The organism is Microbacterium sp. NC79, from assembly GCF_019061125.1.
Lineage (GTDB): Bacteria > Actinomycetota > Actinomycetes > Actinomycetales > Microbacteriaceae > Microbacterium.
Genome location: NZ_JAHQYI010000001.1, coordinates 1,903,767 through 1,927,323, shown reverse-complemented (window position 1 = coordinate 1,927,323; position 23,557 = coordinate 1,903,767). Strand labels below are relative to the sequence as shown.

The window sequence follows — 23,557 nt, the reverse complement described above, 5'->3', positions numbered from 1 at the left end:
CTATGCCGATTGTGCGGGCGCCGGTGACGTCGCCGGCACAAGAAGCGTGAGTGCGCCTGGCTCCACCGAAATCTCGGCCGGAAATGCGGTCACCGGGTCTCCGTCCGCGTACCCGCGGGTATCGGAGGTGTTCAGCGTGACTGATGTGATGCGGGTCGCAGAAAACAGCGGGTCGCCGAGGTGCTTTGCCTGGAATACCTTGCTGAGGAGATTCAACAGCCGCAGCCGGCCAGCCGGTTTCACCAGGATGAGTTCTAGCGCGCCGTCTGTCGCGTCAGACTCGGGGGAGATCGGGATGCCGCCGCCATAGGTGGCCGAGTTCGCAACGGAAGCCATCAGGAACGTCGAGTCCGCGGTTCCGGTGCTGCCGTCCGCTGCCACCCACGATGCGGTGTAGCGCACGCGCTTGAGCAGGAAAAACTCGATGGCGATGGCGACGTTGTATCGCATGTGTCCGCGCGGCCAGCGAATCTTGTTGGCGCGGTCGTTGACAAGCGAATCGAATCCGCTGGCGAAGACGCTCGCGAAGCGGCGCACAGTGCCATCGGGACGCTTGACGGCGGCGAGGTCTACCGAGCGCGTCACACCGGCAGCGATGACTTCTGCTGCCGCATGCGTGTCGAGCTCGGCGATGCCGAAGGCTGACGCGAAGTCATTGCCGCTACCGGTAGGCACGATGCCCAGCGGGATGCGCGTGCCTGCCAGCACGTTGACGGCGATATTGACGGTTCCGTCGCCGCCAATAACGACGACGAGTGCTGTCTCGGGCAGGAGCGTCGCAAGCTCTTGTTCGGCCTTTGCGGCTGACGCTGGCGTTAACGTGACAACGCGGTTGATGCCCAGCGCCCCAATGCGGGAGCGTACGACTTCGACCGCGTCGGTGGGAGACCCGCCACGCGCGGCCGGGTTGACCAAAACAACGGCGAGCATCCCACGAGAATATCGTGCGCACAGCCGTTCTCCGTACACGTGCGGGAGGAGGTGAATGACGCGGCAGAAGGAGTTTGTCGCGAAAATCTCCTTCTCCCACGACAATCTCCTCCGCTCGCGACACACACGGGGCAGAAACGACGGAGGGCGAGAGCATAAATGCCCTCGCCCTCCGTTTTGGACTGCGTTAGTTCAGCGCACGCTTGAGCAGGTCAGCCTGCTCAAGGGCGTGAACCTTGCTCGAACCGGTCGACGGCGAAGCCGACGCCGGGCGGCACACGACGCGCACGTCGCGGCCAAGCTCAGGAGCAACGGTCAGTGCAATGAACGGCCACGCACCCTGGTTCTCCGGCTCATCCTGAACCCAAACGACCTCAGCGTTCGGGTAGGTGTCGAGCACGGCGCGCAGTTCGTCGACCGGGGCCGGGTAGAACTGCTCGAGGCGAACGAGTGCGACTTCCGGGTTCGGCGCCTTGTCCAGCTCGCTGACGAGATCCCAGTGGACCTTGCCCGAGTGGACGAGCACACGCTTGACAGCGTTCTTGTCGAGGCCGCGGGTGTCGTCAATCACCGGCTCAAACTTGCCGCTGGTGAAGTCTTCGACCGGGCTGGATGCGCCACGCAGACGCAACATGGCCTTCGGGGTGAAGACGATCAGCGGGCGACGCGGGCGCGAGTATGCCTGACGACGCAGCAGGTGGAAGTACGACGCGGGCGTCGACGGACGAGCCACGGTCATGTTGTCCTGTGCGCACAGCTGCAGGTAACGCTCGATGCGGGCCGACGAGTGGTCAGGGCCCTGGCCTTCGTAGCCGTGGGGGAGAAGCAGCACGACACTCGACTGCTGGCCCCACTTCTGGTCTGCCGACGAGATGTACTCGTCAACGACCGACTGGGCGCCGTTTGCGAAGTCACCGAACTGGGCTTCCCACAGCACGAGAGCCTTCTCGTTCTCCACCGAGTACCCGTATTCGAACGCCATCGCCGCGTACTCGCTGAGCAGCGAGTCGTAGACGAAGAAGCGTCCCTGGTTCTCGGAGAGGTTCGCGAGGGGCAGCCATTCCTGGCCATTTGCCCGGTCGTGCAGCACAGCGTGGCGCTGCACGAAGGTTCCGCGTCGTGCATCCTGACCTGCCAGACGAACCGGCGTGCCCTCGACGAGAAGCGAACCGAACGCGAGCAACTCACCGAAGCCCCAGTCGATCGAGCCGTTGCGGCTCATGTCGACACGCTTGTCGAGCAGCTGCTGCAGCTTCGAGTGCACCGTGAAGCCCTCGGGCTTGTTGGCGAAGGCGTCACCGATCAGCTCGACGACCTCCTTCGAAACACCCGTCACTTCGGGGTCGCCAGCGAGCTGCGGAGCTGCCTCTTCTGTGACGATGTCGATCGCACCGGTCTGTGCCGCGTGCGTGTCGGCAAAAGCCACCTCAAGGCGGCCCTGGAAGTCAGCCTTGGCCTGCTCGTACTCGTCAGCGGTGATGTCGCCACGACCGACGAGAGCCTCGGTGTAGAGCTTACGAACCGAGCTCTTCGCCTGGATGAGGTTCGTCATCAGCGGCTGCGTCATCGACGGGTCATCGCCCTCGTTGTGACCGCGGCGGCGGTAGCAAACCAGGTCGATGACGACATCGCGGTGGAACTTCTCGCGGTATTCAAACGCGAGCTGCGCCACGTGGATGACAGCCTCAGGGTCGTCACCGTTCACGTGCAGGATCGGTGCCTGGATGGTCTTGGCAACGTCGGTCGAGTAGACCGACGTGCGCGAGTCCTGCGGCAGCGTCGTGAAGCCAACCTGGTTGTTCACGATGATGTGTACGGTACCGCCCGTGCGGTAACCACGCAGCTGCGACATCTGCAGCGTCTCAACAACGACACCCTGGCCAGCGAACGCGGCGTCACCGTGAATCAACACGGGCAGCCACGTGAACGAACCGATGGGGTGCGCGTCTTGCTTTGCGCGCACAATACCTTCGAGCACGCCGTCGACCGTTTCCAGGTGCGACGGGTTAGCGGCGAGGTAAATCGGCAGGGCGTTGCCGTTGTCGCTGACAAACGTTCCCTCGGTGCCGAGGTGGTACTTGACGTCACCCGAACCGAACTTGTTGCCAAGCGCGACGGCGCCTTCGAATTCGCGGAAGACGTGACCGTAGGTCTTGCCCGCAATGTTCGTCAGAACGTTCAGGCGACCACGGTGAGCCATACCGATGGCCGCGCCATCGAGGTTGGCGGCAGCCGCACCCTGCAGGATTTCGTCAAGCAGCGGAATGAGCGATTCGCCACCCTCAAGGGAGAAGCGCTTCTGGCCGACATACTTCGTCTGCAGGAAGGTCTCAAAAGCCTCAGCCTCGTTGAGCTTGCCCAGCACACGCAACTGCTCACCGTGGGTCGGCTTCTGGTACTTGACCTCAACGCGCTCCTGGAACCAGGCACGCTGCTCGGGGTCTTGAATGTGCATGTACTCAATGCCGATGGTGCGGCAGTACGAGTCACGCAGCACACCGAGAACGTCACGAAGCTTCATGGCACGCTTGCCGCCGAAGCCGCCGACGACGAATTCGCGGTCAAGATCCCAGAACGTCAGACCGTGGGATTCGATCTCGAGGTCAGGGTGTGAACGCTGCACATACTCGAGTGGGTCGACGTCAGCCATCAGGTGGCCGCGAACGCGGTATGCGTTGATCAGGTCTTGCACGCGCGCCTGCTTGTCGACGCGCTCAGCAAGGTCAACCTTGATGTCAGATGCCCAACGGATCGGTGCGTACGGAATACGCAGCGCCGCGAAGATGCCCTCGTAGAAGCCACGCTGGCCGATCAGGAGTTCGTGCACCTTCTTCAGGTACTGACCGGAACCAGCACCCTGAATAACGCGGTGGTCGTACGTGCTGGTGAGGGTGATCGTCTTACCGATCGCCATCTCAGCCAGCAGACGCTCCGACGAGCCCTGGAACTCTGCGGGGTACTCGAGCGCACCGGCGCCGATGATGCAACCCTGGCCCTTGCTGAGACGCGGAACCGAGTGTACGGTTCCGATGCCGCCAGGGTTGGTGAGCGAAATTGTTGCGCCCTGGTAGTCGGCTGCCGTCAGCTTGTTGTCACGAGCACGCGCGACGAGGTCTTCGTACGCGGAGAGGAACTCGGTAAACGTGAGAGTCTCAGCGCGCTTGATGGACGGAACCACGAGAGCGCGGGTGCCATCGGGGCGCGGAAGGTCGATAGCGATACCGAGGCCAACGTGTGCCGGAGCGATGACCGACGGCTTGCCGTTGATCTCGTCGTAGTACACGTTCTGGCTCGGGAACTCTTTCAGCGCCTGAATCATGGCCCAGCCGATGATGTGCGTGAACGAGACCTTGCCACCGCGGGCACGTGCCATGTGGTTGTTGATGACGATGCGGTTATCGATCATCAGCTTCGCCGGGATGGTGCGAACGCTCGTTGCCGTTGGCAACGTCAGCGAAATGTCCATGTTTGCGGCGATCGTCTTGAAGATGCCACGCAGCGGCGTGACGACATCTTCGTCACCGCCCTCATCAGGTTCCGCCACCGTCGACTTCGGTGCCTGTGCCGGAATCGGCTGTGGCGCGGCCGGCTTTGCGGTCGTCTTCGCTACAGGCTGTGATCCGATCACCGGAATCGGCGCCGTTATCGGGCGCGGCTCCGTTGCAGCCGGGGCCGCGGTTTTGGCAGTAGAGGCCGGAGCAGTCGTTGCGCCTGTCTGGGGCTGGTAGGCCTCAAGAACGGGCCACCATGCCTTATCTACTGAGTTCTTATCTGCCTTGAACTGTTCATAGAGTTCTTCGACAAGCCATTCATTGGCCCCGAACTCTCCATCGTTCGAAGCACCGATGCCCGTCAACTGGCTCGACACGCTCGATCGCCCACTTTCGTCGTGATGATCCTGGAGCCCTGGGGGCACACTTCTGCCCACACGCAGGACCCCTCAAGCCTAACGCAGATCCGGCGGTGCTTGAGCGCCGCGCTGATCGTTACGATCACAATGCCGAAACATCGGGGCGTGATCGGGGTGCAACAGAAATGTTGTCCCCAGCATTCGGCGGTTCGCGCACGCCTGGTCGGCTCAGGCGTACCGTGATGATATGGAGTTCATCGGCGAACAGCCTCAGGTCGATCTGACGTACAGCGACGTCTTTTTGGTGCCATCGCGGTCAAGCGTGACGAGTCGGCTGGATGTGGATCTCACACCGTCCGATGGCACCCCGGCGCGCATCCCGTTGGTCGCTTCCAACATGAACTCGGTGACGGGGCCGCGGATGGCGGCGACGATGGCGCGTCGCGGTGGGCTTGCCGTGCTGCCACAGGATGTTCCACTCCAAGAACTTGATGCCGCAATCCGCTGGGTGAAGGAGCAACCAGCGCTGTGGGATACCCCGATCGTGTTGTCTGAAGCGGCAACGGCGGCCGATGCGCTCCGGCTGGTTCCGGCGGTGTCCGGCGTGGGGGTCGTTGTTGTGCGTGACCCGCATGCGCCCCTTGGCGAAGCGAACGTGCGGGGAGTGGTGACGGGTGAGCGGTTGGCGTCCGTGCTGGCCGACGCCGCACTTGGCGACCTCGTCGCCGCCGCAGCACCGGCGATTGACGCTGACGATGTGACATCCGCTCGGGCGGCGTTCGACCTAATCGATGAGACAGACAGCGAGATCATGCTGGTGCGAAACCGCCACGGCGTCATCGTAGGAACGGCGAGCGCACGCAGCATGTTGCGTGCGACGATCTACCCGCCTGCGCTGGATTCGAATGGACGATTGGCAGTTGCGGCGGCCATCGGCATCAACGGCGACATCACGGCGAAGGCGAAAGCGCTCGCCGCGGCGGGCGTTGACGTTCTCGTGCTCGACACCGCGCACGGGCACCAACACAGCATGGTCGAAGCGATCAGGACTGTCGCTGCTTTGAACCTCGGCCTACCGATCGTGGCAGGCAATATTGTCACCGTTGATGCGGTCCACGACCTCGTGACCGCGGGCGCAACCATTCTGAAAGTAGGCGTGGGGCCAGGAGCCATGTGCACCACGCGCATGATGACTGCGGTGGGGCGCCCGCAGTTCTCAGCCGTATTAGAAACTGCGCAGGCGGCGCAAGACATGGGTGCCCACGTTTGGGCCGATGGCGGCGTGCGTTACCCGCGTGATGTTGCTTTGGCGCTCGCGGCTGGAGCGGCGTCGATCATGATTGGTTCGTGGTTTGCCGGAACCATTGAGTCACCTGGAGAGCTTCTCCGTGATGAGCAGGGGCGCGTGTACAAAGAGTCGTGGGGAATGGCGTCGACGAAGGCGGTGCAGGCCCGCTTTGGCCGGCTGAGCGCCTACGAGCGAGCCCGCAAAGAACTTTTTGCCGAGGGCATTTCCTCGTCAAAGATTTATCTCGATCCGCTCCGCCCGAGCGTTGAAGACCTCCTCGACATGATCACCAGCGGCGTGCGCTCGTCGTTCACGTACACAGGTGCCCGCACGCTTCCCGAATTTCACGAGCGTGCTCGCATTGGCCTGCAATCGGCAGCGGGATATGAAGAAGGCAAATCTCTCGCCGTCAGCTGGTGATTCTCGGCGAGGTGTCACACATCGATCGAAAGCTCGTGTTCAGGAAGTTCCGTTAGACTTGCGGACACGATGGACGACCCTCCCAGTTGTAGATACACGCCCCTCTGTTCCTGCGCCCCGAAGGTTGGGGGTGAATTGCTGTGGAGCTAGCGCCCTGGCTGGGAATGACCATTGGTCTCTTGCTCACCATCGGTACCGGCCTCTTCGTTGCCAGTGAGTTTGCCCTGGTGAACCTTGACCGTGCCGACCTGGAAGCGCGTCGCGACCGCGGTGAAACGCGCCTCGCTATGACGATCGCGGCGCTGAAGATCACCTCGACTCACCTCTCCAGCGCACAACTCGGCATTACGCTGACCACACTGCTGACCGGTTACACGATGGAACCGGCCATGTCGAAGCTGATGGCGCCGATATTTGCGTCGTGGGGACTGCCCACCGCGGTATCCCAACCGATTGCCACGATTGTGGCCATGTTCGTTGCCACCGTGTTGTCAATGATCATTGGCGAGTTGGTGCCCAAGAACTTTGCGCTGGCGTTGCCTCGTCAGACGGGCAAGATCGTGGTGCCCTTCCAAACCGCTTTCACCACCGTCTTCAAGCCGGCAATTGTCATGCTTAATGGTTCCGCCAACGGCATTCTTCGTGCCATGGGTGTGGAACCAAAAGAAGAGCTCAGCGGTGCGCGTTCGGCCGAAGAGCTGTCCAGCCTTGTGCGCCGTTCGGCGAGCGCCGGTGTGCTCGAAGCTGATACCGCCAGCCTGCTGAACCGTTCGTTGACGTTCGCTCGGCTGTCGGCAGATGACGTGATGACGCCGCGCCCCAGCGTGCAGGCGCTATCGGCGCAAGACACGGCGGATGACGTCGTGACTCTCGCCCGCACCACGGGTCACAGCCGCTTTCCGGTATACGGCGAGTCGATGGATGACATCATCGGCATCGTGCACCTCAAGGCGGCGATCGGCGTGCCTCGAGAGAAGCGCGACAGCGTACCCGCGGCGGCCCTCAGTACCGAGGCGCTGCGTGTTCCGGAGACCGTTCACCTCGATGTGCTTGTCGCTGAGCTTCGTTCGCGCGGCTATCAGATGGCCATCGTGGTGGATGAATACGGCGGAACCGCTGGCATCGTCACGCTGGAAGACCTGGTCGAAGAGATTGTGGGTGAAGTGCTCGACGAGCATGACCGCATGCGCGCCGGGGTGATCCGTGGAAAAGAGTCGATGACGTTCCCTGGTGAGCTGAGGCCAGACGAGTTGGCTGACCGCGCTGGTGTGCACGTGCCAGAAGGTGATGTGTACGACACCGTCGGCGGCTTCATCATGAGCGTGCTCGAGCGTATCCCGCAGGTCGGCGATCAGGTCGATGTGGCGGACGGAACCCTCACCGTGCAGCGCATGGACGGTCGCCGTGTTGATCGCGTGAAGTTTGTCCCAGCCGACACCGGGGAAATCGAAGTGCAGGGGGGTGAGAGCAAATGAACGACTGGATGGGAATTGTCTGGTTGGTGATTTTGCTCATCGGTAACGCCTTCTTCGTCGGTGCCGAGTTTGCCGTGATCTCGGCTCGTCGCTCACAGATTGAGCCGCTCGCGGAAAAGGGGTCACGCTCGGCGAAGACCGCTCTGTTCGCGATGGAACACGCAACGCTCATGCTGGCCACCAGCCAGCTGGGCATCACGATCTGTTCGCTGCTGATTCTGAACGTGTCAGAACCCGCGATCCACCACCTGCTGGCCTACCCGCTGGGCTTGACCAATCTGGATGCGGGCACGGTCGACACGATCGCGTTCGTGATTGCCCTGTTGCTGGTCTCGTACCTGCACGTGGTCTTCGGCGAGATGGTTCCGAAAAACCTCGCGTTCTCGGTTCCTGACCGCGCCGTGCTGTTGCTCGCGCCGCCGCTTGTGTGGATATCGAAGGTGTTTCACCCCGTCATTTGGACGTTGAACTGGATCGCGAACGCGGTGTTGCGCCTGTTCCGCGTTGAGCCGAAGAACGAGGCCGCATCCACATTCACGCTCGACGAGGTTGCCACGATCGTTAACCAGTCGCGTGCAGAAGGTGTGCTGGATGACACCGCCGGCACCGTGTCGAACGTCGTCGAGTTCACCGATAAGAAGGCGATGGACGTTGCCGTTCCGCTGGAGCGTCTTGTCACGCTCGGTGAAAGCACCACTCCGAACGACGTCGAAAGGGCCGTGGCCAAGTACGGCTACTCGCGTTACGTGATCGTGGATGAGCAGAGCTTTCCGGTCGGATACGTGCACCTCAAGGACGTGCTGCGGGTCACGCAGGATGGTGACCCGGCTGGCATTCGTGCCATTCCGGCAAAGCGTGTGCACGATCTCGTGCCTGTGCAAACCACGACAGATCTCGAAGACGCGCTCGCGCTGATGAGGCGAGCCAGCAAGCACCTGGCTCGCGTTCGCAATGACGCCGGTGACACCGTCGCCGTGCTGTTCTTGGAAGACATCATTGAAGAGCTCATCGGTGAGGTTCAAGACGCTACCGAGCGTGGTGGCCGGCCCAGCCGATAGTCGATCAAAAGCCACGGGGCTGGTGAGAGAAATCTCGTCAGCCCCGTGGCTTTCTGGCGGCGCTACGGGCGGTACCGTGGTCGTATGAAGCACACGCGGGTCGAGGCATTCACCGCTGCACATGCGCGCGCGGTGATCCGCACGGCAACCGCGTCAGATGACAAGTACTCGCGCGGAGTCGTCGCGTTGCGTACCGGCTCGCTGACCTACCCGGGTGCGGCCGTGCTTGGCGTTGAAGGCGCATGGCGTGCTGGTGCCGGTCTCGTGCGGTACATCGGTTCTGCGAGCGCGCTGGTTCTCGCACGGCGCCCGGAGACGGTTACGACAGGTGGGTGTTGCGACGCCTGGGTCGTCGGCTCTGGGCAAACCCGTCAGGACGCCCTGGAGGCCGGAACCACGGAGCTGCTGACCGGCTCGACGCCCGTGGTCGCCGATGCGGGTGCACTTGAGCTTGTTGTCACCCCACAGGCGTTGACCGTGATCACGCCGCACACTGGTGAATTTGCCCGTCTCGCGCAACACCATGGCATGTCGCTCACGGGTGACGTCGCATCTGACGTCGCAAACATGGCAACGGAGCTTGGGGCTGTGGTGGTGCTGAAGGGCGCGCAGACCTTTATTTCTGCGCCTCGCGCCGACCAGTCGTGGTGCGTCACCGTGGAAACGCCGTGGCTGTCCACCGCGGGCACCGGCGATGTGCTTGCCGGAATGATCGGCGCGGTCATCGCGCAGGCGCGGCCGACAACTCACCTAGCTGCCGCACAGGCTGCAGCTACCGGCGTCTTTCTCCACTCAAGAGCCGGTGCGCTCGCCGCGAATCGTGGTTCCGTCACCCCTCATCCGATCGTAGCGATGGACGTTGCCGACGCGGCACCCGGTGCGGTTGCTGCCGTGCTGAACGGAGAAGCATGAAACCGCACGTCCGCGTCGGCCTGATGTGGGCGCTTGCGCTGTGGGCCCTGTTTGTTGGTGCCCACGTGCTGGTCGCGTGGCTGGGATGGGTTGAGCCGAACTCGCCACGCAACGACGTGTGGAATGTGTATCAACCCTGGTCTGCCTACGCGATGCGTGGGCAGGGGATTGTGGGCGTCACCGAACCGTGGGTGTACCCACCGCTTGCGCTGATGCCGATGATTCTTGCGCAGTTCTTCGTGCCGGTGATGGGTTACGAATGGTCCTGGGTGCTGGTGGTGTTCGTGTTTGACGCGATCGCTTTTCACTACTTGGTGCGTGGCGGCCGGTCACGCTCCCGCCGGGCAGCCGCCGTGTTCTGGATCATATTTCTCGTCGCACTTGGTCCGATTGCGCTGTACCGGCTTGACGCCGTGACGGTGCCATTCGCCGTCGTTGGCGTGCTGCTCATTCGCTCGCATCCGGTCGTCGCATCGGCGCTTTTGGCGATGGCTGCGTGGATGAAGATCTGGACCGGCGCGATTCTCGCGGCCGCCTTCGCGTCACTCACCAGCAAACGCCGCATCGTCGAGGGCACGCTCGTCGTCAGCGCCGTGGTGGTGGCCATCGTCGCGCTGGGTGGCGGCATCAGCTTCCTGTTCGGCTTCATGTCGATGCAGAGTTCTCGCGGACTGCAGGCTGAGGCCGTCTTTGCCACCCCGTTCCTGTGGAGCGCGATCGCGGGTGTTCCCGGAGCCGGCATCGAGTACGACTATGCGCTGATCACATTCCAAGTGGGTGGGCCGGGCGTGGAGTTGCTCGCCGACATTCTCACGCCCATGCTGTTGCTCGCGGCCGTCTCGCTTGCCGCGCTTGGCCTTATTGCGCACCATCGAGGTGTCTCGGCGAAGGCGCTGATGCCGCCGCTCGCGATGGCGGCCGTGCTGGCATTCATCGTGTTTAACAAGGTGGGTTCGCCGCAGTTTCAGACCTGGCTGATCGCGCCGATTGTGTTGTGGCTGGTGTGGGATCGCCGTCGTGCGCTGCCGTACGCGATTACCGGAGTGATCATCGCGGCCTGCACCCACCTGCTTTACCCGCTGTTTTACGATCTGTTCTTACAGACCGACGTTGTTGTCGTCACGATCATCACCATTCGCAACCTGCTGCTTATCGCCCTGATGTTTGCAACGGTGACGCGCGTCGCTATCCTGGCCATTCGCCGCCCGCTGCCCGTTCTTACGCTGACACAGGCCAGCGTAAGAACGTAGTCTTCATCAGCCTTCGAAAGGACATCATGCTTCTCGCTTTCTCCGTCGCTCCCTCCGGTACCGGCCGTGCCGATGGTTCCGTTCACGATGCTGTCGCTGCCGCGGTTCGCGTCGTGCGCGAATCTGGCCTCCCCAACCGCACGTCCAGCATGTTCACCGAAATCGAGGGGGAGTGGGATGAAGTCTTCGATGTCGTGAAGCGCGCGGCGGCGGCGGTGGAACCATTTGGCTCGCGAATTTCGCTTGTCATCAAGGCTGACATTCGCCCCGGCTATTCGGGCGAGATCAACGCCAAGATTGACCGTCTGGAGCAGGCGATGGACGAGCAAGAACAGCCGAGCGGCGAGTAGCCGCACGAAACGTAACAGGGGGCTTTGCGTCAAAGTGACGCAAAGCCCCCTGTGTTTTGACTGGTTAGGCCGACATCGTCGATCCACCGTCGGTCATCAGCGTCTGACCGGTGAGGTAGCGAGCATCGTCGCTTGCGAGGAAAGCAACGACGGGCGCGATGTCATCCTTCGGGTCGCCAAGGCGGCCGAGGGGCACACCATCGACGACCTTCTGGTACTCGGCAGGGTAGGCCGCAGCCCACTGCTGAATGCCGGGAGTGAGTGCGACCGGCGACACCAGGTTGACGCGAATACCGTCTGCTGCCCACTCGTGGGCGGCGACGCGACTGATCGCGCGGATGGCCTCCTTAGCGGCGGCGTAGGTGACCTGGTTGGGCAGGCCCTTAATGCCAGCGCCTGACGCAAAGTTCACGATCGAGCCCTGCGTCTTCTTCAGTTCGGGGTGGGCAGCGCGCATCAGGTTATACGTCGCGTACATGCCGGTGCCGAAGCTGAGATCCCACATCTCCTGCGTGGTGTCCATAATCGGTGCCTGCTTGGATGCGTGTGCGTTGTTCACGAGCACGTCGAGCTTGCCGAAGTGCTCGAGCGCCTTTGCGATGATGGCGGCGGCGTTTGCCTCGACAGAAATGTCCTTCTGCAGATACGCGGCACCACGGCCGGTGGCGAGTTCGGCGATCAGCGTGTCGCCGTCTGCCTGAGGAATGACATCGACAACAAGTACTTTCGCACCCTCATCGAGAAACTTCTTTACGATTCCTTGACCGATACCGCCGGCGCCACCGGTGACAATGGCGACCTTGTTCTCGAGCCGCATGAGGATTCCTCTCTCCCGCCTGCTCAGCACCCTGCTCTGCAGGCATATCCAGCCTACTCCCGTGGTTCCGCCCCGGTCCCAGCCTTTCTTCGCTGGTAGGGAACGGCGCCAGCCGCACCCGTATGCACCCGCCCGGTCGGTGCGTATGCGCGCGCCCGGTCGGTGTCGAGGCGGCGTGACCGCTCCATTTTGCAGCGTGTAGCGTGGGGGCATGACCGATGCTGTTCCTGGCGCTGACGCGCTTCGCTCTTTTATGTCGCAGACCGAGGCCGCTCGCGAACGAGGAGCAGATCCGGTTCCGATTGCGGCGCGTGCGGCGACAGTTGTGGTCGCCCGCGAGGGCGCTGATGGCCCCGAAATTTTGATGCTCCGTCGCCCCGAACGCGGCACGTTTGCCGGCGCTTGGGTCTTTCCGGGCGGCAAGGTTGACCCCGAAGATGCGGTGCCTGGCGGAACCATGGCTGATCAGCTTAAAGCAACGGCGGTTCGCGAGACGAAGGAGGAGACCGGACTCGACGTCGTGCCGGATAACCTCGTGCAGATTTCTACCTGGGAGCCGCCTACCGACACCGCGGTGCGTATTCGTACCTGGTTCTTCGTTGCGCTGGCGTCATCAGGCACCTTTGTGCCTTCACCCGATGAGGTGGCGGAGTGGACGTGGATTCGTCCCATCGACATGCTGGAGCGTCACGCACAAGGCCGTGTCACGCTGTATCCGCCGACATTCATCACGCTGACGGCGCTCACCGGGTGTGGCGAGTCGCTGGCTGCCTGGAGCACGCACTTGCGTGACGTGCAGCCGCGCGAATACGGCACCCGCATGCGAAAGCGTGACGGAACCACGGTGCTGTTCTGGCAGGGCGACTACGAGTATGACGCGGATCGGCCGGATACGACCGGACCTCGTCACCGTATTGTCGCCGGCGCGTTGCCGTGGACCTACCTCAACGAAGTTTGGGCCTCGTAGCGGCCCCTCGAACGTTAGGCGGCGAGCAAGCGCCGCAGATGCATGCTGACGGCTTCGTGTTCAATCAGGAAGCCATCGTGGCCGAAATCGCTGGAGATCACCACAGCCTGGTTGCCATCAAGCGTGTTGGGGATGCCCTTAGCGATGCGGTGCTGACCGTCGACGGGGAAAAGGCGGTCGCTGTCAATACCGAGCACGAGCGTCGTGGCCGTCACGCGTGCGAGAGCGTCTTCTACGCCGCCGCGGTCACGGCCGACATCGTGGGAGTCCATCGCTCCGACGAGGATCACATAGCTGTTCGCATCGAATCGGCGGGTGAACTTGTTGCCGTGAAAGTCGAGGTAACTCTCCACCGCGAATCGCCCGCCAAGACCAAACGGCGATACCGGTGACTGCCACGAGCGCTGGAACCGCTGGTTGAGCTCTGATGGGCTGCGGTAGTTGAGCAGAGCCATGCGACGTGCGAGCGCGAGACCTCGGTTGGGGCCTTCACCGTCGCCAGCGTCGTAATACTCGCCGCCGTTAAAGTGCGGGTCGATCGCGATGGCTTCCAGCTGCACCGAGTTGAGTGCGATCTGATCCGCTGTGTTGAGCGGGGGCGAAGACAACACGGCGAGGCGTGCGACACGATCGGGAGTTGTGACGGCCCACTCCAGCGCGTGCATGCCGCCCATGGAACCACCGATGACAGCAAAGAAACGGTCGATCTCGAGATGGTCGGCAAGCATACGCTGCGCGGCAACCTGATCACGGATCGTGAGGTAGGGAAAGCGCGAAGCCCACTCGTACCCATCGGGCGCAATGCTGGAGGGGCCGGTCGAGCCTTGGCAGCCGCCAAGAATATTCGGCGCGATGACGAAGTACTTGTCAGTGTCAATAGCGGCGCCTGGGCCCACAATGTCTTCCCACCAGCCCGCGGTTGGGTGTGCGCGGCTCGCATCGCCGCGCACGTGGGAGTCACCGGTGAGAGCGTGCAAGATCAGGATCGCGTTGTTACGATCCGGGTTCAACTCACCCCACGTCTCGTAGGCAAGGCGGAACGACGGCAACTGGCCACCCGATTCGGTGCGGAATGTGCCGAAGGTCGCGAAGTGACGCTCACCCGCCGGATCACCATCACGCCACGCTCCAGTCGCCGGGGGACGACCCAGCAACGATCGAGCGTCAGCCTCCGTTACGGGAGCCGACGGCACCGTGTCTTCGGAAACCTGCCAATCCATGGTTCCATTCTGTCCGGTATTGCTCTCGAAACGCGAAGTGTGACTTTCGGGGGCGCCTTCGGCACGCTTTCTGCTGGCTTTCGGATGGTTTTTCGCCGGAAGTAGCTGAGTTGGGGGCGGTGGGTGGCTGAGCTGGGGGCGGAACGGCGGATGGCTGCGGGAATATCTCCGGGCCGCCCTGCGGGCGGCCTGCCAGACCCGCCAATATTCCCTCCGCCATCCGCCGCTCCTTCCTGGGGCACCTTGCGGTGCCGAGATGGTTGGGTTGGGTTGGGTGCGCTGCCGAGGTGGCCGAGATGGCTGGGTTGCGTTGTATGGGGTGGGGACGCGAAACGCCCCGACCTTCGGAAAGGTCGGGGCGTTCGGCGAGGGGGGATTAGACGCGGGTCTGCTCGATCTGCACGCGAGCGGCGGCGAGACCGGTCTCCAGGTCAGCCTTGATGTCTTCGATGTTCTCGAGACCAACCGAAAGACGCACGAGGCCAGGCGTGACGCCCGCGGTGAGCTGCTGCTCGGGGCTCAGCTGGGAGTGCGTGGTCGATGCCGGGTGGATCACGAGCGAGCGCACATCACCGATGTTGGCGAGGTGGCTGAACAGGCTCAGGTTGTTGACGAACGCGCGGCCAGCGTCAACGCCGCCCTTGAGTTCGAACGACAGCACAGCGCCGACACCCTTGGGGGCGTACTTGTTCGCGGCGGCGTACCACGGCGACGACGGCAGACCCGAGTAGTTGACGGTCGCGACGTCGGGGTGGTTGTCGAGCCACTCGGCGATCTCCTGCGCGTTCTGCACGTGGCGCTCGATGCGCAGCGACAGGGTCTCAATGCCCTGAATGAGCTGCCATGCGCTCGCCGGAGCAATCGCTGAACCGAGGTCGCGCAGCAACTGCACGCGCGCCTTGATGATGAAAGCGAGGCCATCGCCAACAGCGGCGGTGTAGCTTGCGCCGTTGTACGACGGGTCGGGCTCCGTGAGACCCGGGAACTTCTCGACGTTTTCTGACCACTTGAAGCGGCCGCCATCGACGATGGAACCACCGATGACCGTGCCGTGACCGCCGAGGAACTTCGTGGCGGAGTGAATCACGATGTCAGCACCGTGCTCGAACGGCTTGATCAGGTACGGTGTCGCGATCGTGTTGTCGGCGATGAGTGGGAGACCAGCCTCGTGGGCGACAGCGGCAATGCCGGCAATGTCGAGCACGTTGATCTTCGGGTTACCGATCGTCTCGCCGAAGAACAGCTTGGTGTTCGGGCGAACAGCGTTGCGCCACTCGTCGAGGTCGTCCTGGTTCTCCACGAACGTGACCTCAATGCCGAGCTTGCCCAGCGTGTACTTGAAGAGGTTGTACGTGCCGCCGTAGATCGAGCTGGAGGAGACGATGTGGTCACCAGCGCCAGCGATGTTCAAGATTGCGGTGGTTGCTGCCGCCTGGCCCGATGAGACGAGGAGGGCTCCGGTGCCGCCTTCGAGTGCTGCGATGCGCTGCTCTGCGACATCCTGCGTCGGGTTCTGAATGCGGGTGTAGATGTTGCCGAACTCGGCAAGCGCGAACAGGTTCGCGGCGTGGTCGGTGCTGTCGAACACGTACGACGTGGTCTGGTAAATCGGGGTGGCGCGAGCCTTGGTGACCGGGTCTGGCGCAGCGCCAGAGTGGATCTGCTTGGTCTCAAAACGCCAGTTCTCGGGTGCAGACATGAGAAGACTCCTAGTGTTGTCGGGCGGCAACAGGAGCCGCTCAGACGAGATTAGGGTGATACCTCACGCTGGCCAAGTTGTGGGACATGTTACGTAACACGATCGACGCACACACCTTGTAGCGTGGAGGCATGACGAGGCGTGCAGTTGTAACGGGAGCAAGTTCAGGTATCGGCCGCGCGACGGTTGTCGCGCTCCGCGAGGCCGGCTGGGATGTGGTGGGTGTGGCTCGCCGCGCGGAGCGTCTCGCCCAGGTCGCCGCAGAGACGGGAGCCGCGGTGTTCGCCGCTGACCTGACAAAGCAGGCCGATGTTGATGCCCTCGCGCAGTATCTGGAAAGCACCGGAACCATTCACGCACTGGTGCAGGTCGCCGGCGGTGCTGCCGGCACGGAGCGCATCGAAGACGCGCGCACCGACGACTGGGAGTGGATGTTCCAGGCCAACGTGATGAGCACGCAGCGCCTTGTTGCCGCGCTTCTTCCCCAACTGCGTCGGGCCTCGCTCACGGGCGGCCACGCCGACTTCGCGTTTGTCACGTCTACCGCGGCCCAGACCGCATATGAGGGCGGTGCTGGCTACAACGCCGCGAAGGCGGGGGAGTCGATGGTCGTGAAGGCGCTTCGCCTTGAGCTTGCCGGTGAACCACTACGCGTCACCGAGATTGCCCCCGGCATGGTCTTCACCGAAGAATTCACCCTCAACCGCAACCGCGGTAACACCGGGGCTGTGGCAGCGACGTACGAAGGCGTCGCAGCTCCGCTCGTTGCCAGCGATGTGGCCGACGTCATCAGCTACGCGCTCAACGCCCCCGGTCACGTCAACCTCGACCTCATTACGATGCGCCCGGTCGCTCAAGCGGCACAGCACGTGCTGATTCGTGGTGAGCTGAAGCCCCGCCTGTAACGTGACAACGCTCGAGCAGTTGGCGTCTGACGGAAGAATCGACGCCGGATGGGCCGAGGCCCTCGCACCTGTCGCCGCCGATATCGCCGCCGTTTCAGCGCGGGTGCAGGCCGAACGTGATGCCGGTGTCGAGGTGCTGCCCGCCGCTGACAACGTGTTTCGCGCCTTCCAACGCCCACTCGCCGATGTGCGCGTGCTGATCGTTGGGCAAGATCCCTACCCGACTCCCGGGCACGCCATCGGCCTTTCTTTCGCGGTCAACCGCGATGTGCGCCCACTGCCGCGGAGTCTCAGCAACATCTACAAAGAGCTCAACGCCGACCTCGGCATTGAGCCAGCGTCGCACGGCGATTTGTCGGCGTGGGCCGATCAGGGCGTCATGATGTTGAATCGTGTGTTGACGGTCGCGCCCGGTGCCGCCGGATCGCACCGCCGCTGGGGGTGGGAACGTATCACCGAACACGCCATCCGCGTGCTCGCGGCCCGCGAGCAACCACTCGTCGCGGTGCTCTGGGGCAAAGATGCCGAAAACCTTCGCGGCTGGCTTGGCAAGACGCCTGCGATCGTATCCGCCCACCCATCGCCACTGTCAGCCTCGCGTGGATTCTTTGGTTCCCGCCCCTTTTCCGCCGTCAACGACCTGTTGCGCCAGCAGGGGGCAGCGCCGATCGACTGGCGAGTGGAGCGATGAAACCCGACGAATACCTCAAGCCTCGCAAGCTTCCCCGGCACCTGCAGCCGAGCGAGCCGGCCGAGGAGTTCGGCTTCTCGATCCGCGATGCGGTGGCAGAAGACCTGCCATCGGTGCGTGAAATCTACAACTACTACGTGACCAACTCATCAGTCACTTTTGATGAAGCCACGTGGACGCTCGCGCAATGGAAAGACAAGTTCGCGCACCTTGGCAAACTGGGGCTGCCCTTCCTTGTTGCGGTATCGCCGAGCGGGCAGGTGCTTGGCTACGCGCTGCTCTCGCAGTGGAAGCCGAAATCGGCGTACCGATACACGACCGAGAATTCGATTTACCTCGGTCCGAGCGCCGGTGGCAAGGGCATCGGCCGCGCATTACTGACCGAACTCATCGCTCGCGGCCAAGCCGCCGGGATTCGTCAGATTCTGGCCGTCATCAGCGACAAGGGTGCGGAAGCCTCAATCGCGCTGCACGAGAAGCTCGGCTTTGTCGAAGTGGGGCGGATGGGCCGCGTTGGCTTCAAGTTTGACCGGTGGCTCGGAACCATCATCATGCAAAAAGAGCTCCCCAAGTCCCGCAAGCCACCCCGCTAAGCGCCGCCCCTCCCGCCCACCACGCGGCGAGACACGTTTTGGTCGGCGAAACATCGCGCGGCCGCATGTTTCTCGCCGACCAAAATGTGTTTCGCGGGGAAAGGGCGGGGGAAGGCTGGGGAGAAGTGGGGAGCGTGGGGGTTACGGGGTGACGTTGATCGTGGGGATCGCCGCCAGCAGGCGCTTCGTGTAGTCCTCACGCGGGTGCTGCAACACGTCGCCGACCACGCCGCGCTCGACAATCGCGCCGTCTTTCATCACGACGACAGAATCACACAGTGCCTGCACCACGCCGATGTCGTGAGAGACAAACAGCATCGTCATGTTGTCTCGTGCCAACAGGGTGCGCAAAACGTCCAGAATCTGCGCCCGCACGGTCACATCAAGCGCTGACAGTGGCTCGTCGCCGACGAGGATCGACGGCTTGTGCACGAGCGCCCGCGCGATCGCGATGCGCTGACGCTGACCGCCAGAAAACTCATGCGGAAAACGCGAAGCCATGTCGGGCTCGAGATCAACGTCTTCGAGCACCTCGGCGACACGGGCGCGGTGATCTCCGGAAATTCCCAGTGCCCACAGCGGCTCAGCGATCGCGCGCCCGACCGACATGCGCGGGTCAAGCGATGCATACGGATCTTGAAAAACGATCCCGGTTTCGCGGCGAAGCCAGTGCAAACTGCGGGCAGACTTTCGTGCATCAACGGCGCGACCGTTAATCTCGACGGTTCCGCTGGTCGGTGTATCGAGGGCGAGCAGTAATCGAATCAGGGTCGATTTTCCTGAGCCGGACTCGCCAATGATGCCAACCGCTTCGCCGTCTTCAGCTGTGAAGTCCACGCCGTCGAGAGCGGTCGCATACGTGCGCTTTTCGAACGGTGTCTCCTTGGCGCGTGCGTATCGACGGGTGAGATCTTTTGCGATGATCGTCATGCCGCCCCTCCCGTCGCATCGGCCACGGTTCCATCCGGTGCCCGCCACAGGGTGGCCTGCGCATCGCGCAAGAGGCCCTGCGTAATGGGGGACTGCGGTGCGGTCAGCAGTGCCGTCAACGGGCCATGCTCAATCACGCGACCGTGTTCCAGCACGACGCCATGCGTGGCGACCTGGCTGAGCACCGCGAGGTCGTGGGTAATGAACACGAGCGACATGCCGTCGTCGGCGACGAGGGAGCGCAGGAGCGTGAGGATGTCCGCCTGGATGGTGACGTCCAGCGCCGTTGTCGGCTCATCGGCGATGAGAAGTTTGGGGCGGCACGCGAGCGCCATCGCGATGGCGGCTCGTTGGCGTTGGCCGCCAGAGACCTGGTGCGGATACCGCTTCACGATGCGTTCCGGGTCGGGCAGCTTGACACGGATCGCCTCGGCGAGGGCGCGGGACTTTGCTTCGCTACGCGTCACGTTTTCGTGAATACGGATTGACTCGGCGATTTGTCGGCCCAGGGTGCGAATCGGGTTGAGTGCGGTCTGCGGCTCTTGGAAAACGATGCCGATCTCGTCGCCGCGAAGTTCAGCGAGTTTGCGATCAGACATGCCGATCAGCTCGGTGCCATTCCACGTGATGCTGCCTGAGACTTCGGAACCATCGGGCAGCAGGCCGAGAATAGCGAGGGCGGTGAGCGATTTACCTGAGCCGGATTCGCCAATGAGACCGACGCGGGCACCATCTGGCACCTCAAAACTAATGTCTTCGATCACGGTCTTGCCGTGGATCTCGACGTGGAGGTTCTTGACGATGAGGCTCATGCGGTCACCGTCGGCATCGGGGCGGGCATGCTCTTAACCATGCGACGGCTGAGGGTGGGATCGGTGGTCTCACGCAACTTGTCTCCGAGCAGGTTCAGGGCGAGCACGGTAAGCGAGATCGCCAAGCCCGGCCAAATCACGGCGAGCGGGTGAATGTTGATGAAAGCTTGTGTTTCGGCGAGGAGACGTCCCCACGAAGGGTCGTTGGCCGAAGCCCCGAACCCGATGTAGCTGAGCCCAGCCTCGGCAAGCACGGCGACGCCCATCGACCATGACAGCTGCACGATATACACCGGTGCGATGTTGGGCAGCACGTGCCTGAGTACGTTTTGCGTGGTGGTGAGTCCTGCCGCCTTACCGGCGAGCACATAGTCGCTGGAGAGCACGCGGCGAAGTTCTGGACGGGTGACGCGCGCCATGTTGACGCCGAAGCCGATGCCAACGGCAAAGACGACGACCCACAGTGACTGCCCGGCGATCGACGCCAACATCGCGGCGATGATCAAAACCGGAAATGCCAGCAGCACATCGATGAGTGTTGCCATGGCTTCGCGCATCAGGCGAGTTGTCAGTGTGGCAAGGCAGGCGAGCGCAATGCCGATAATCGTCGAGATGACGGCAGCGCCGACGGCAACGACAACCGTGGTGCGCGCGCCCAGCATGATGTGGGTGAGCATGTCTCGCCCGCCGTTATCGGTGCCGAGAATGTGCGGCCAGCCGGGGCCGAGCCAACGGTCATCGACGTTGGCAAGCTCGGCGGGGAAAGGAGTCCAAAATAGCGAGACAAGCGCCGTGAGAACGACGATCGTAACCACGATGAGGCCGAACTTTCCGGTGGCAGAACGCCAGAGCGGGCGGAACCACCCGGTGCGTTGCGTGCTCATTCGCTCGCCTCCCGAAGCCGTGGGTCGAGGATGCGGTGGACGATATCAACCGCGAAGCCGATGAGGAGGACGACCGCGGTGAGCACGAGTAGCTCGCCCTGAACGAGGGGCAGGTCACGGGCACCCACATCATCAATGAGCATGCGACCGATCCCTGGCAGGTTGAAAAGCTTCTCAATCACGACGGCGCCCACGACGATGCCTGCAACCTGAAGGCCGAGCACCGTGATGATGGAGAGTCCGACGCTCGGCAGACCGTGACGCAAGAGCGCCTGCGTGCGCGTGAGCCCCTTCGCCGCAGCCGTGCGAACGAAGTCGCGCGTGACAGCGTCAAGCGTCGCGCTGCGCACAAACCGCATGAGCACGGCACCTTCGACGATGCCAATGGTGATTGCCGGCAGCACAAGCGCCATAAAAGCATCACCGGGCTTCTCCCAGCCCGCGCGGGGGAACCCCTGCGCGCGGAACCAGCCGAGCCATAACGAGAAGACCAGGATGAGTACCATGCCGGCCCAAATCACCGGCACGGCGGCGACTCCCTGCGCGCCAACGCTCAACGCGGTTCCGCTCATCTTGTTGCGACGAAGCGCCGAGAGGATGCCCAGCGGCACAGCAATAACGAGGGCGACGCCCATGGCCATCAGGCCCAGGGGAATCGTGACCTCGGCCTTTTCCAACAGTTCATCAACGACCTTGGTGTTGGTGATGAGGGAGGTGCCCATGTCTCCCGTCACAACCCCGCCGATCCAGCTGAAGTACTGCACGGGGAGAGGTTCGTTGAGACCGAGCTCTTCGCGCAATTGCGCGACCTGCTCGGGTGTTCCTTCTGCCCCCGCGATCACCTGAGCGACGTCGCCTGGCAACACCCGCAACGCTAGGAAGATCAGTAGGGACGCCACGATCAGCCCTCCGGTGAGGAGGGCTGATCGTGTCAGGATGTATCGGATCACTCGACGATTGCGACGTTCGCCAGGTTGATACGCGAGTTAACCGAGTTCATCGGGAAGCCGGTGACCTTCGGCAGGTGTGCGGTCAGCGTTGCGCCGGTGTACAGCCAGTCGGCTGCGTGGTCTTCCGAGACGATGCGAGCAGCCTCAGCGAGAAGCTTCTCGGACTGTGCCTCATCCGTCGTCGCGAGCGCGTCAGCGTAGAGCTGCTGCACCTTCTTGTTGTCGTAACCGAAGTAGTAGTCGGGGTTTGCCCAGTTGCTGAAGTCGCGCGGCTCGACGTGCAGCACGAAGCTCAGGTCGTAGTCGTGGTTGGTGTACACGTCGTTGAGCCACGTGGGGAACTCGACGTTCTCAATCTTGAGCGTGACGCCGATCGCATTGAAATCAGAGACCAGCTGCTTGGTGACGGTGGTGCCGTAGAACGACGGAATGGTCAGCGTGAGCTGGAGGTCTTTGACTCCGGCCTCTTCGAGAAGCTTCTTGGCGCCCTCAGGGTCGTAGGAGACAACGTCCGAGAGGTCTTCGTAGCCGGGGTCAAGCTCGGGGATGGGGCCGAACTGCTCGACGCCGGAACCGACAGCCGTGATGACTGCTTCGTGGTTGATCGCCATGCGCAGCGCCTCGCGTACCTTCACGTTATCGAGGGGAGCCTTCTTGTTGTTGAACGCGAGCGTCGCCTTGTCAGTGGTCTTGCCCGTCGTGATGACAAAGTCGGTGCCGTCGAAGTTCACCGCGAGGTTCGGGTCAACGGCGGTGAGTACGTCCAGGTCGCCGGTGGTCGCCGCGTTCACGCCAGCGGTGAAGTCAGGAATGTAGACGAAGGTAACCTCGGCGAGCTGCGCGGCATCGCTCCAGTAGGCGTCATTGCGCTTAAACGTAATGCTGTCCTTGCGCTTCCACGAGTCGAACAGGAAGGGTCCGGTGCCGTTGGCTGCCGTCTTCAGATCCGTGGTGGTGTCTGCGGCAGAGAAAACCAGACCAGCAGGCGTCGTAAGCGTAAAGAGGAAGTTGATGTCTGGTTCCGTCAGCGTGATGACAACGGTCGACGCGTCGGGTGCGGTCACCGTCGCGACATTCGCGAACTCGCGGTTGCCGATCACGGTGGCGTCTGTCTTCACCGTGGTGTACGACGCGACGACATCAGCCGAGGTGAGTGGCTGACCGCCATGGAAGACGACGCCTTCGTTCAGCGTGAACGTGTACGTCAGCCCATCGGGGGAGACGGTATAGTCCGTTGCCAGCGCCGGAATGATCTTGTTCTCTTCGTCGCGGGTCACGAGGCCCTGGTAAATGTTGTCGACGAGAATCTGCTCGAGCGCGGCACCCGACGTGTGACGGATATCGAGGTTGTCGGGTTCGAGTACGAGGCCAACGACCAGTTCGCCATCGGCGACAGGCGATCCGGTGGCGGAGGGGCCGGTCGCCGAAGGGGACGGCTGGGCGGGGGCAGACGGTGCGCAAGCGCTGAGCGCGAGCGCGATAGCGGCGAGGCCGGCGAACACTGCGGTGCGACGGAACATGTCAGTCCTTTCCGGACATAAGGGTAAGGGGGAATG

20 protein-coding genes are annotated in these 23,557 nt (G+C 62.8%); 10 read left to right on the top strand and 10 right to left on the bottom strand.

Features of this window, described 5'->3' with window-relative positions:
- Together KTJ77_RS08725 and KTJ77_RS08720 are read right to left on the bottom strand one after the other, a co-directional pair.
- Positions 1 to 930 (bottom strand): diacylglycerol kinase family protein, encoded by a 930-nt coding sequence (locus KTJ77_RS08725; protein WP_217338004.1) that lies wholly within the window; start codon positions 928 to 930, stop codon positions 1 to 3.
- Positions 931 to 1,117: 187 nt separating this feature from the next.
- Positions 1,118 to 4,798, bottom strand: coding sequence for a multifunctional oxoglutarate decarboxylase/oxoglutarate dehydrogenase thiamine pyrophosphate-binding subunit/dihydrolipoyllysine-residue succinyltransferase subunit (locus KTJ77_RS08720; RefSeq protein WP_217338003.1), 3,681 nt, complete (start codon positions 4,796 to 4,798; stop codon positions 1,118 to 1,120).
- A 229-nt stretch (positions 4,799 to 5,027) separates the two neighbouring features.
- Between KTJ77_RS08720 and KTJ77_RS08715 the strand changes: the two genes are divergently transcribed.
- From KTJ77_RS08715 to KTJ77_RS08690, 6 genes are all read left to right on the top strand, one after another.
- Positions 5,028 to 6,488 carry a GuaB1 family IMP dehydrogenase-related protein gene (locus KTJ77_RS08715; RefSeq protein WP_217338002.1) on the top strand — a complete coding sequence of 487 codons (1,461 nt, stop codon included), beginning with the start codon at positions 5,028 to 5,030 and terminating at the stop codon, positions 6,486 to 6,488.
- Positions 6,489 to 6,652: 164 nt separating this feature from the next.
- A complete protein-coding gene (locus tag KTJ77_RS08710; protein ID WP_217338001.1) occupies positions 6,653 to 7,963 on the top strand; it encodes a hemolysin family protein in 1,311 nt (436 codons plus the stop codon).
- On the top strand, positions 7,960 to 9,021 hold the full coding sequence (locus KTJ77_RS08705; protein WP_217338000.1) for a hemolysin family protein: 1,062 nt from the start codon (positions 7,960 to 7,962) through the stop codon (positions 9,019 to 9,021). The genes KTJ77_RS08710 and KTJ77_RS08705 overlap by 4 nt, the downstream gene beginning before the upstream one ends.
- Before the next feature lie 84 nt (positions 9,022 to 9,105).
- Complete coding sequence (locus KTJ77_RS08700) at positions 9,106 to 9,933, top strand: ADP/ATP-dependent (S)-NAD(P)H-hydrate dehydratase (RefSeq protein WP_217337999.1); 828 nt, start codon at positions 9,106 to 9,108, stop codon at positions 9,931 to 9,933.
- Positions 9,930 to 11,183, top strand: coding sequence for a hypothetical protein (locus tag KTJ77_RS08695; RefSeq protein WP_217337998.1), 1,254 nt, complete (start codon positions 9,930 to 9,932; stop codon positions 11,181 to 11,183). Before KTJ77_RS08700 ends, KTJ77_RS08695 begins: the two co-directional genes overlap by 4 nt.
- 26 nt (positions 11,184 to 11,209) lie before the next feature.
- A complete protein-coding gene (locus KTJ77_RS08690) occupies positions 11,210 to 11,533 on the top strand; it encodes a thiamine-binding protein (protein ID WP_217337997.1) in 324 nt (107 codons plus the stop codon).
- Between the two features lie 64 nt (positions 11,534 to 11,597).
- Here the strand turns inward: KTJ77_RS08690 and KTJ77_RS08685 are convergent, their stop codons facing one another.
- Positions 11,598 to 12,350 (bottom strand): SDR family NAD(P)-dependent oxidoreductase, encoded by a 753-nt coding sequence (locus KTJ77_RS08685; RefSeq protein WP_217337996.1) that lies wholly within the window; start codon positions 12,348 to 12,350, stop codon positions 11,598 to 11,600.
- A 211-nt stretch (positions 12,351 to 12,561) separates the two neighbouring features.
- Between KTJ77_RS08685 and KTJ77_RS08680 the strand changes: the two genes are divergently transcribed.
- On the top strand, positions 12,562 to 13,317 hold the full coding sequence (locus tag KTJ77_RS08680; protein WP_217337995.1) for an NUDIX domain-containing protein: 756 nt from the start codon (positions 12,562 to 12,564) through the stop codon (positions 13,315 to 13,317).
- Between the two features lie 14 nt (positions 13,318 to 13,331).
- Here the strand turns inward: KTJ77_RS08680 and KTJ77_RS08675 are convergent, their stop codons facing one another.
- On the bottom strand, positions 13,332 to 14,537 hold the full coding sequence (locus KTJ77_RS08675; RefSeq protein ID WP_217337994.1) for a homoserine O-acetyltransferase: 1,206 nt from the start codon (positions 14,535 to 14,537) through the stop codon (positions 13,332 to 13,334).
- Positions 14,538 to 14,913: 376 nt separating this feature from the next.
- Positions 14,914 to 16,236, bottom strand: coding sequence for a bifunctional o-acetylhomoserine/o-acetylserine sulfhydrylase (locus KTJ77_RS08670; RefSeq protein ID WP_217337993.1), 1,323 nt, complete (start codon positions 16,234 to 16,236; stop codon positions 14,914 to 14,916).
- A gap of 131 nt (positions 16,237 to 16,367) precedes the next feature.
- Here KTJ77_RS08670 and KTJ77_RS08665 point away from each other — a divergent pair, with 131 nt between their 5' ends.
- Genes KTJ77_RS08665 through KTJ77_RS08655 form a run of 3 tightly spaced genes read left to right on the top strand, consistent with a single transcriptional unit; the run spans position 16,368 to position 18,425 of the window.
- Complete coding sequence (locus KTJ77_RS08665; RefSeq protein WP_217337992.1) at positions 16,368 to 17,141, top strand: SDR family oxidoreductase; 774 nt, start codon at positions 16,368 to 16,370, stop codon at positions 17,139 to 17,141.
- Position 17,142: 1 nt separating this feature from the next.
- Positions 17,143 to 17,832, top strand: coding sequence for a uracil-DNA glycosylase (locus KTJ77_RS08660; protein WP_217337991.1), 690 nt, complete (start codon positions 17,143 to 17,145; stop codon positions 17,830 to 17,832).
- On the top strand, positions 17,829 to 18,425 hold the full coding sequence (locus tag KTJ77_RS08655; RefSeq protein WP_217337990.1) for a GNAT family N-acetyltransferase: 597 nt from the start codon (positions 17,829 to 17,831) through the stop codon (positions 18,423 to 18,425). The genes KTJ77_RS08660 and KTJ77_RS08655 overlap by 4 nt, the downstream gene beginning before the upstream one ends.
- A gap of 141 nt (positions 18,426 to 18,566) precedes the next feature.
- On the opposite strand, the gene KTJ77_RS08650 is transcribed toward KTJ77_RS08655, so the two are convergent.
- The 5 genes from KTJ77_RS08650 to KTJ77_RS08630 are packed head-to-tail and all read right to left on the bottom strand — an operon-like array spanning position 18,567 to position 23,521.
- On the bottom strand, positions 18,567 to 19,355 hold the full coding sequence (locus KTJ77_RS08650; protein WP_217337989.1) for an ABC transporter ATP-binding protein: 789 nt from the start codon (positions 19,353 to 19,355) through the stop codon (positions 18,567 to 18,569).
- Complete coding sequence (locus tag KTJ77_RS08645; protein WP_217337988.1) at positions 19,352 to 20,167, bottom strand: ABC transporter ATP-binding protein; 816 nt, start codon at positions 20,165 to 20,167, stop codon at positions 19,352 to 19,354. The genes KTJ77_RS08650 and KTJ77_RS08645 overlap by 4 nt, the downstream gene beginning before the upstream one ends.
- Positions 20,164 to 21,051 carry an ABC transporter permease gene (locus tag KTJ77_RS08640; RefSeq protein WP_217337987.1) on the bottom strand — a complete coding sequence of 296 codons (888 nt, stop codon included), beginning with the start codon at positions 21,049 to 21,051 and terminating at the stop codon, positions 20,164 to 20,166. Before KTJ77_RS08640 ends, KTJ77_RS08645 begins: the two co-directional genes overlap by 4 nt.
- Positions 21,048 to 22,001: an ABC transporter permease gene (locus KTJ77_RS08635; protein WP_217337986.1), complete on the bottom strand. Its 954-nt coding sequence runs from the start codon at positions 21,999 to 22,001 to the stop codon at positions 21,048 to 21,050. The genes KTJ77_RS08640 and KTJ77_RS08635 overlap by 4 nt, the downstream gene beginning before the upstream one ends.
- Positions 21,998 to 23,521, bottom strand: a complete 1,524-nt coding sequence (locus KTJ77_RS08630) for an ABC transporter substrate-binding protein (RefSeq protein ID WP_217337985.1) — start codon at positions 23,519 to 23,521, stop codon at positions 21,998 to 22,000. The genes KTJ77_RS08635 and KTJ77_RS08630 overlap by 4 nt, the downstream gene beginning before the upstream one ends.
- Positions 23,522 to 23,557 lie beyond the last annotated feature (36 nt).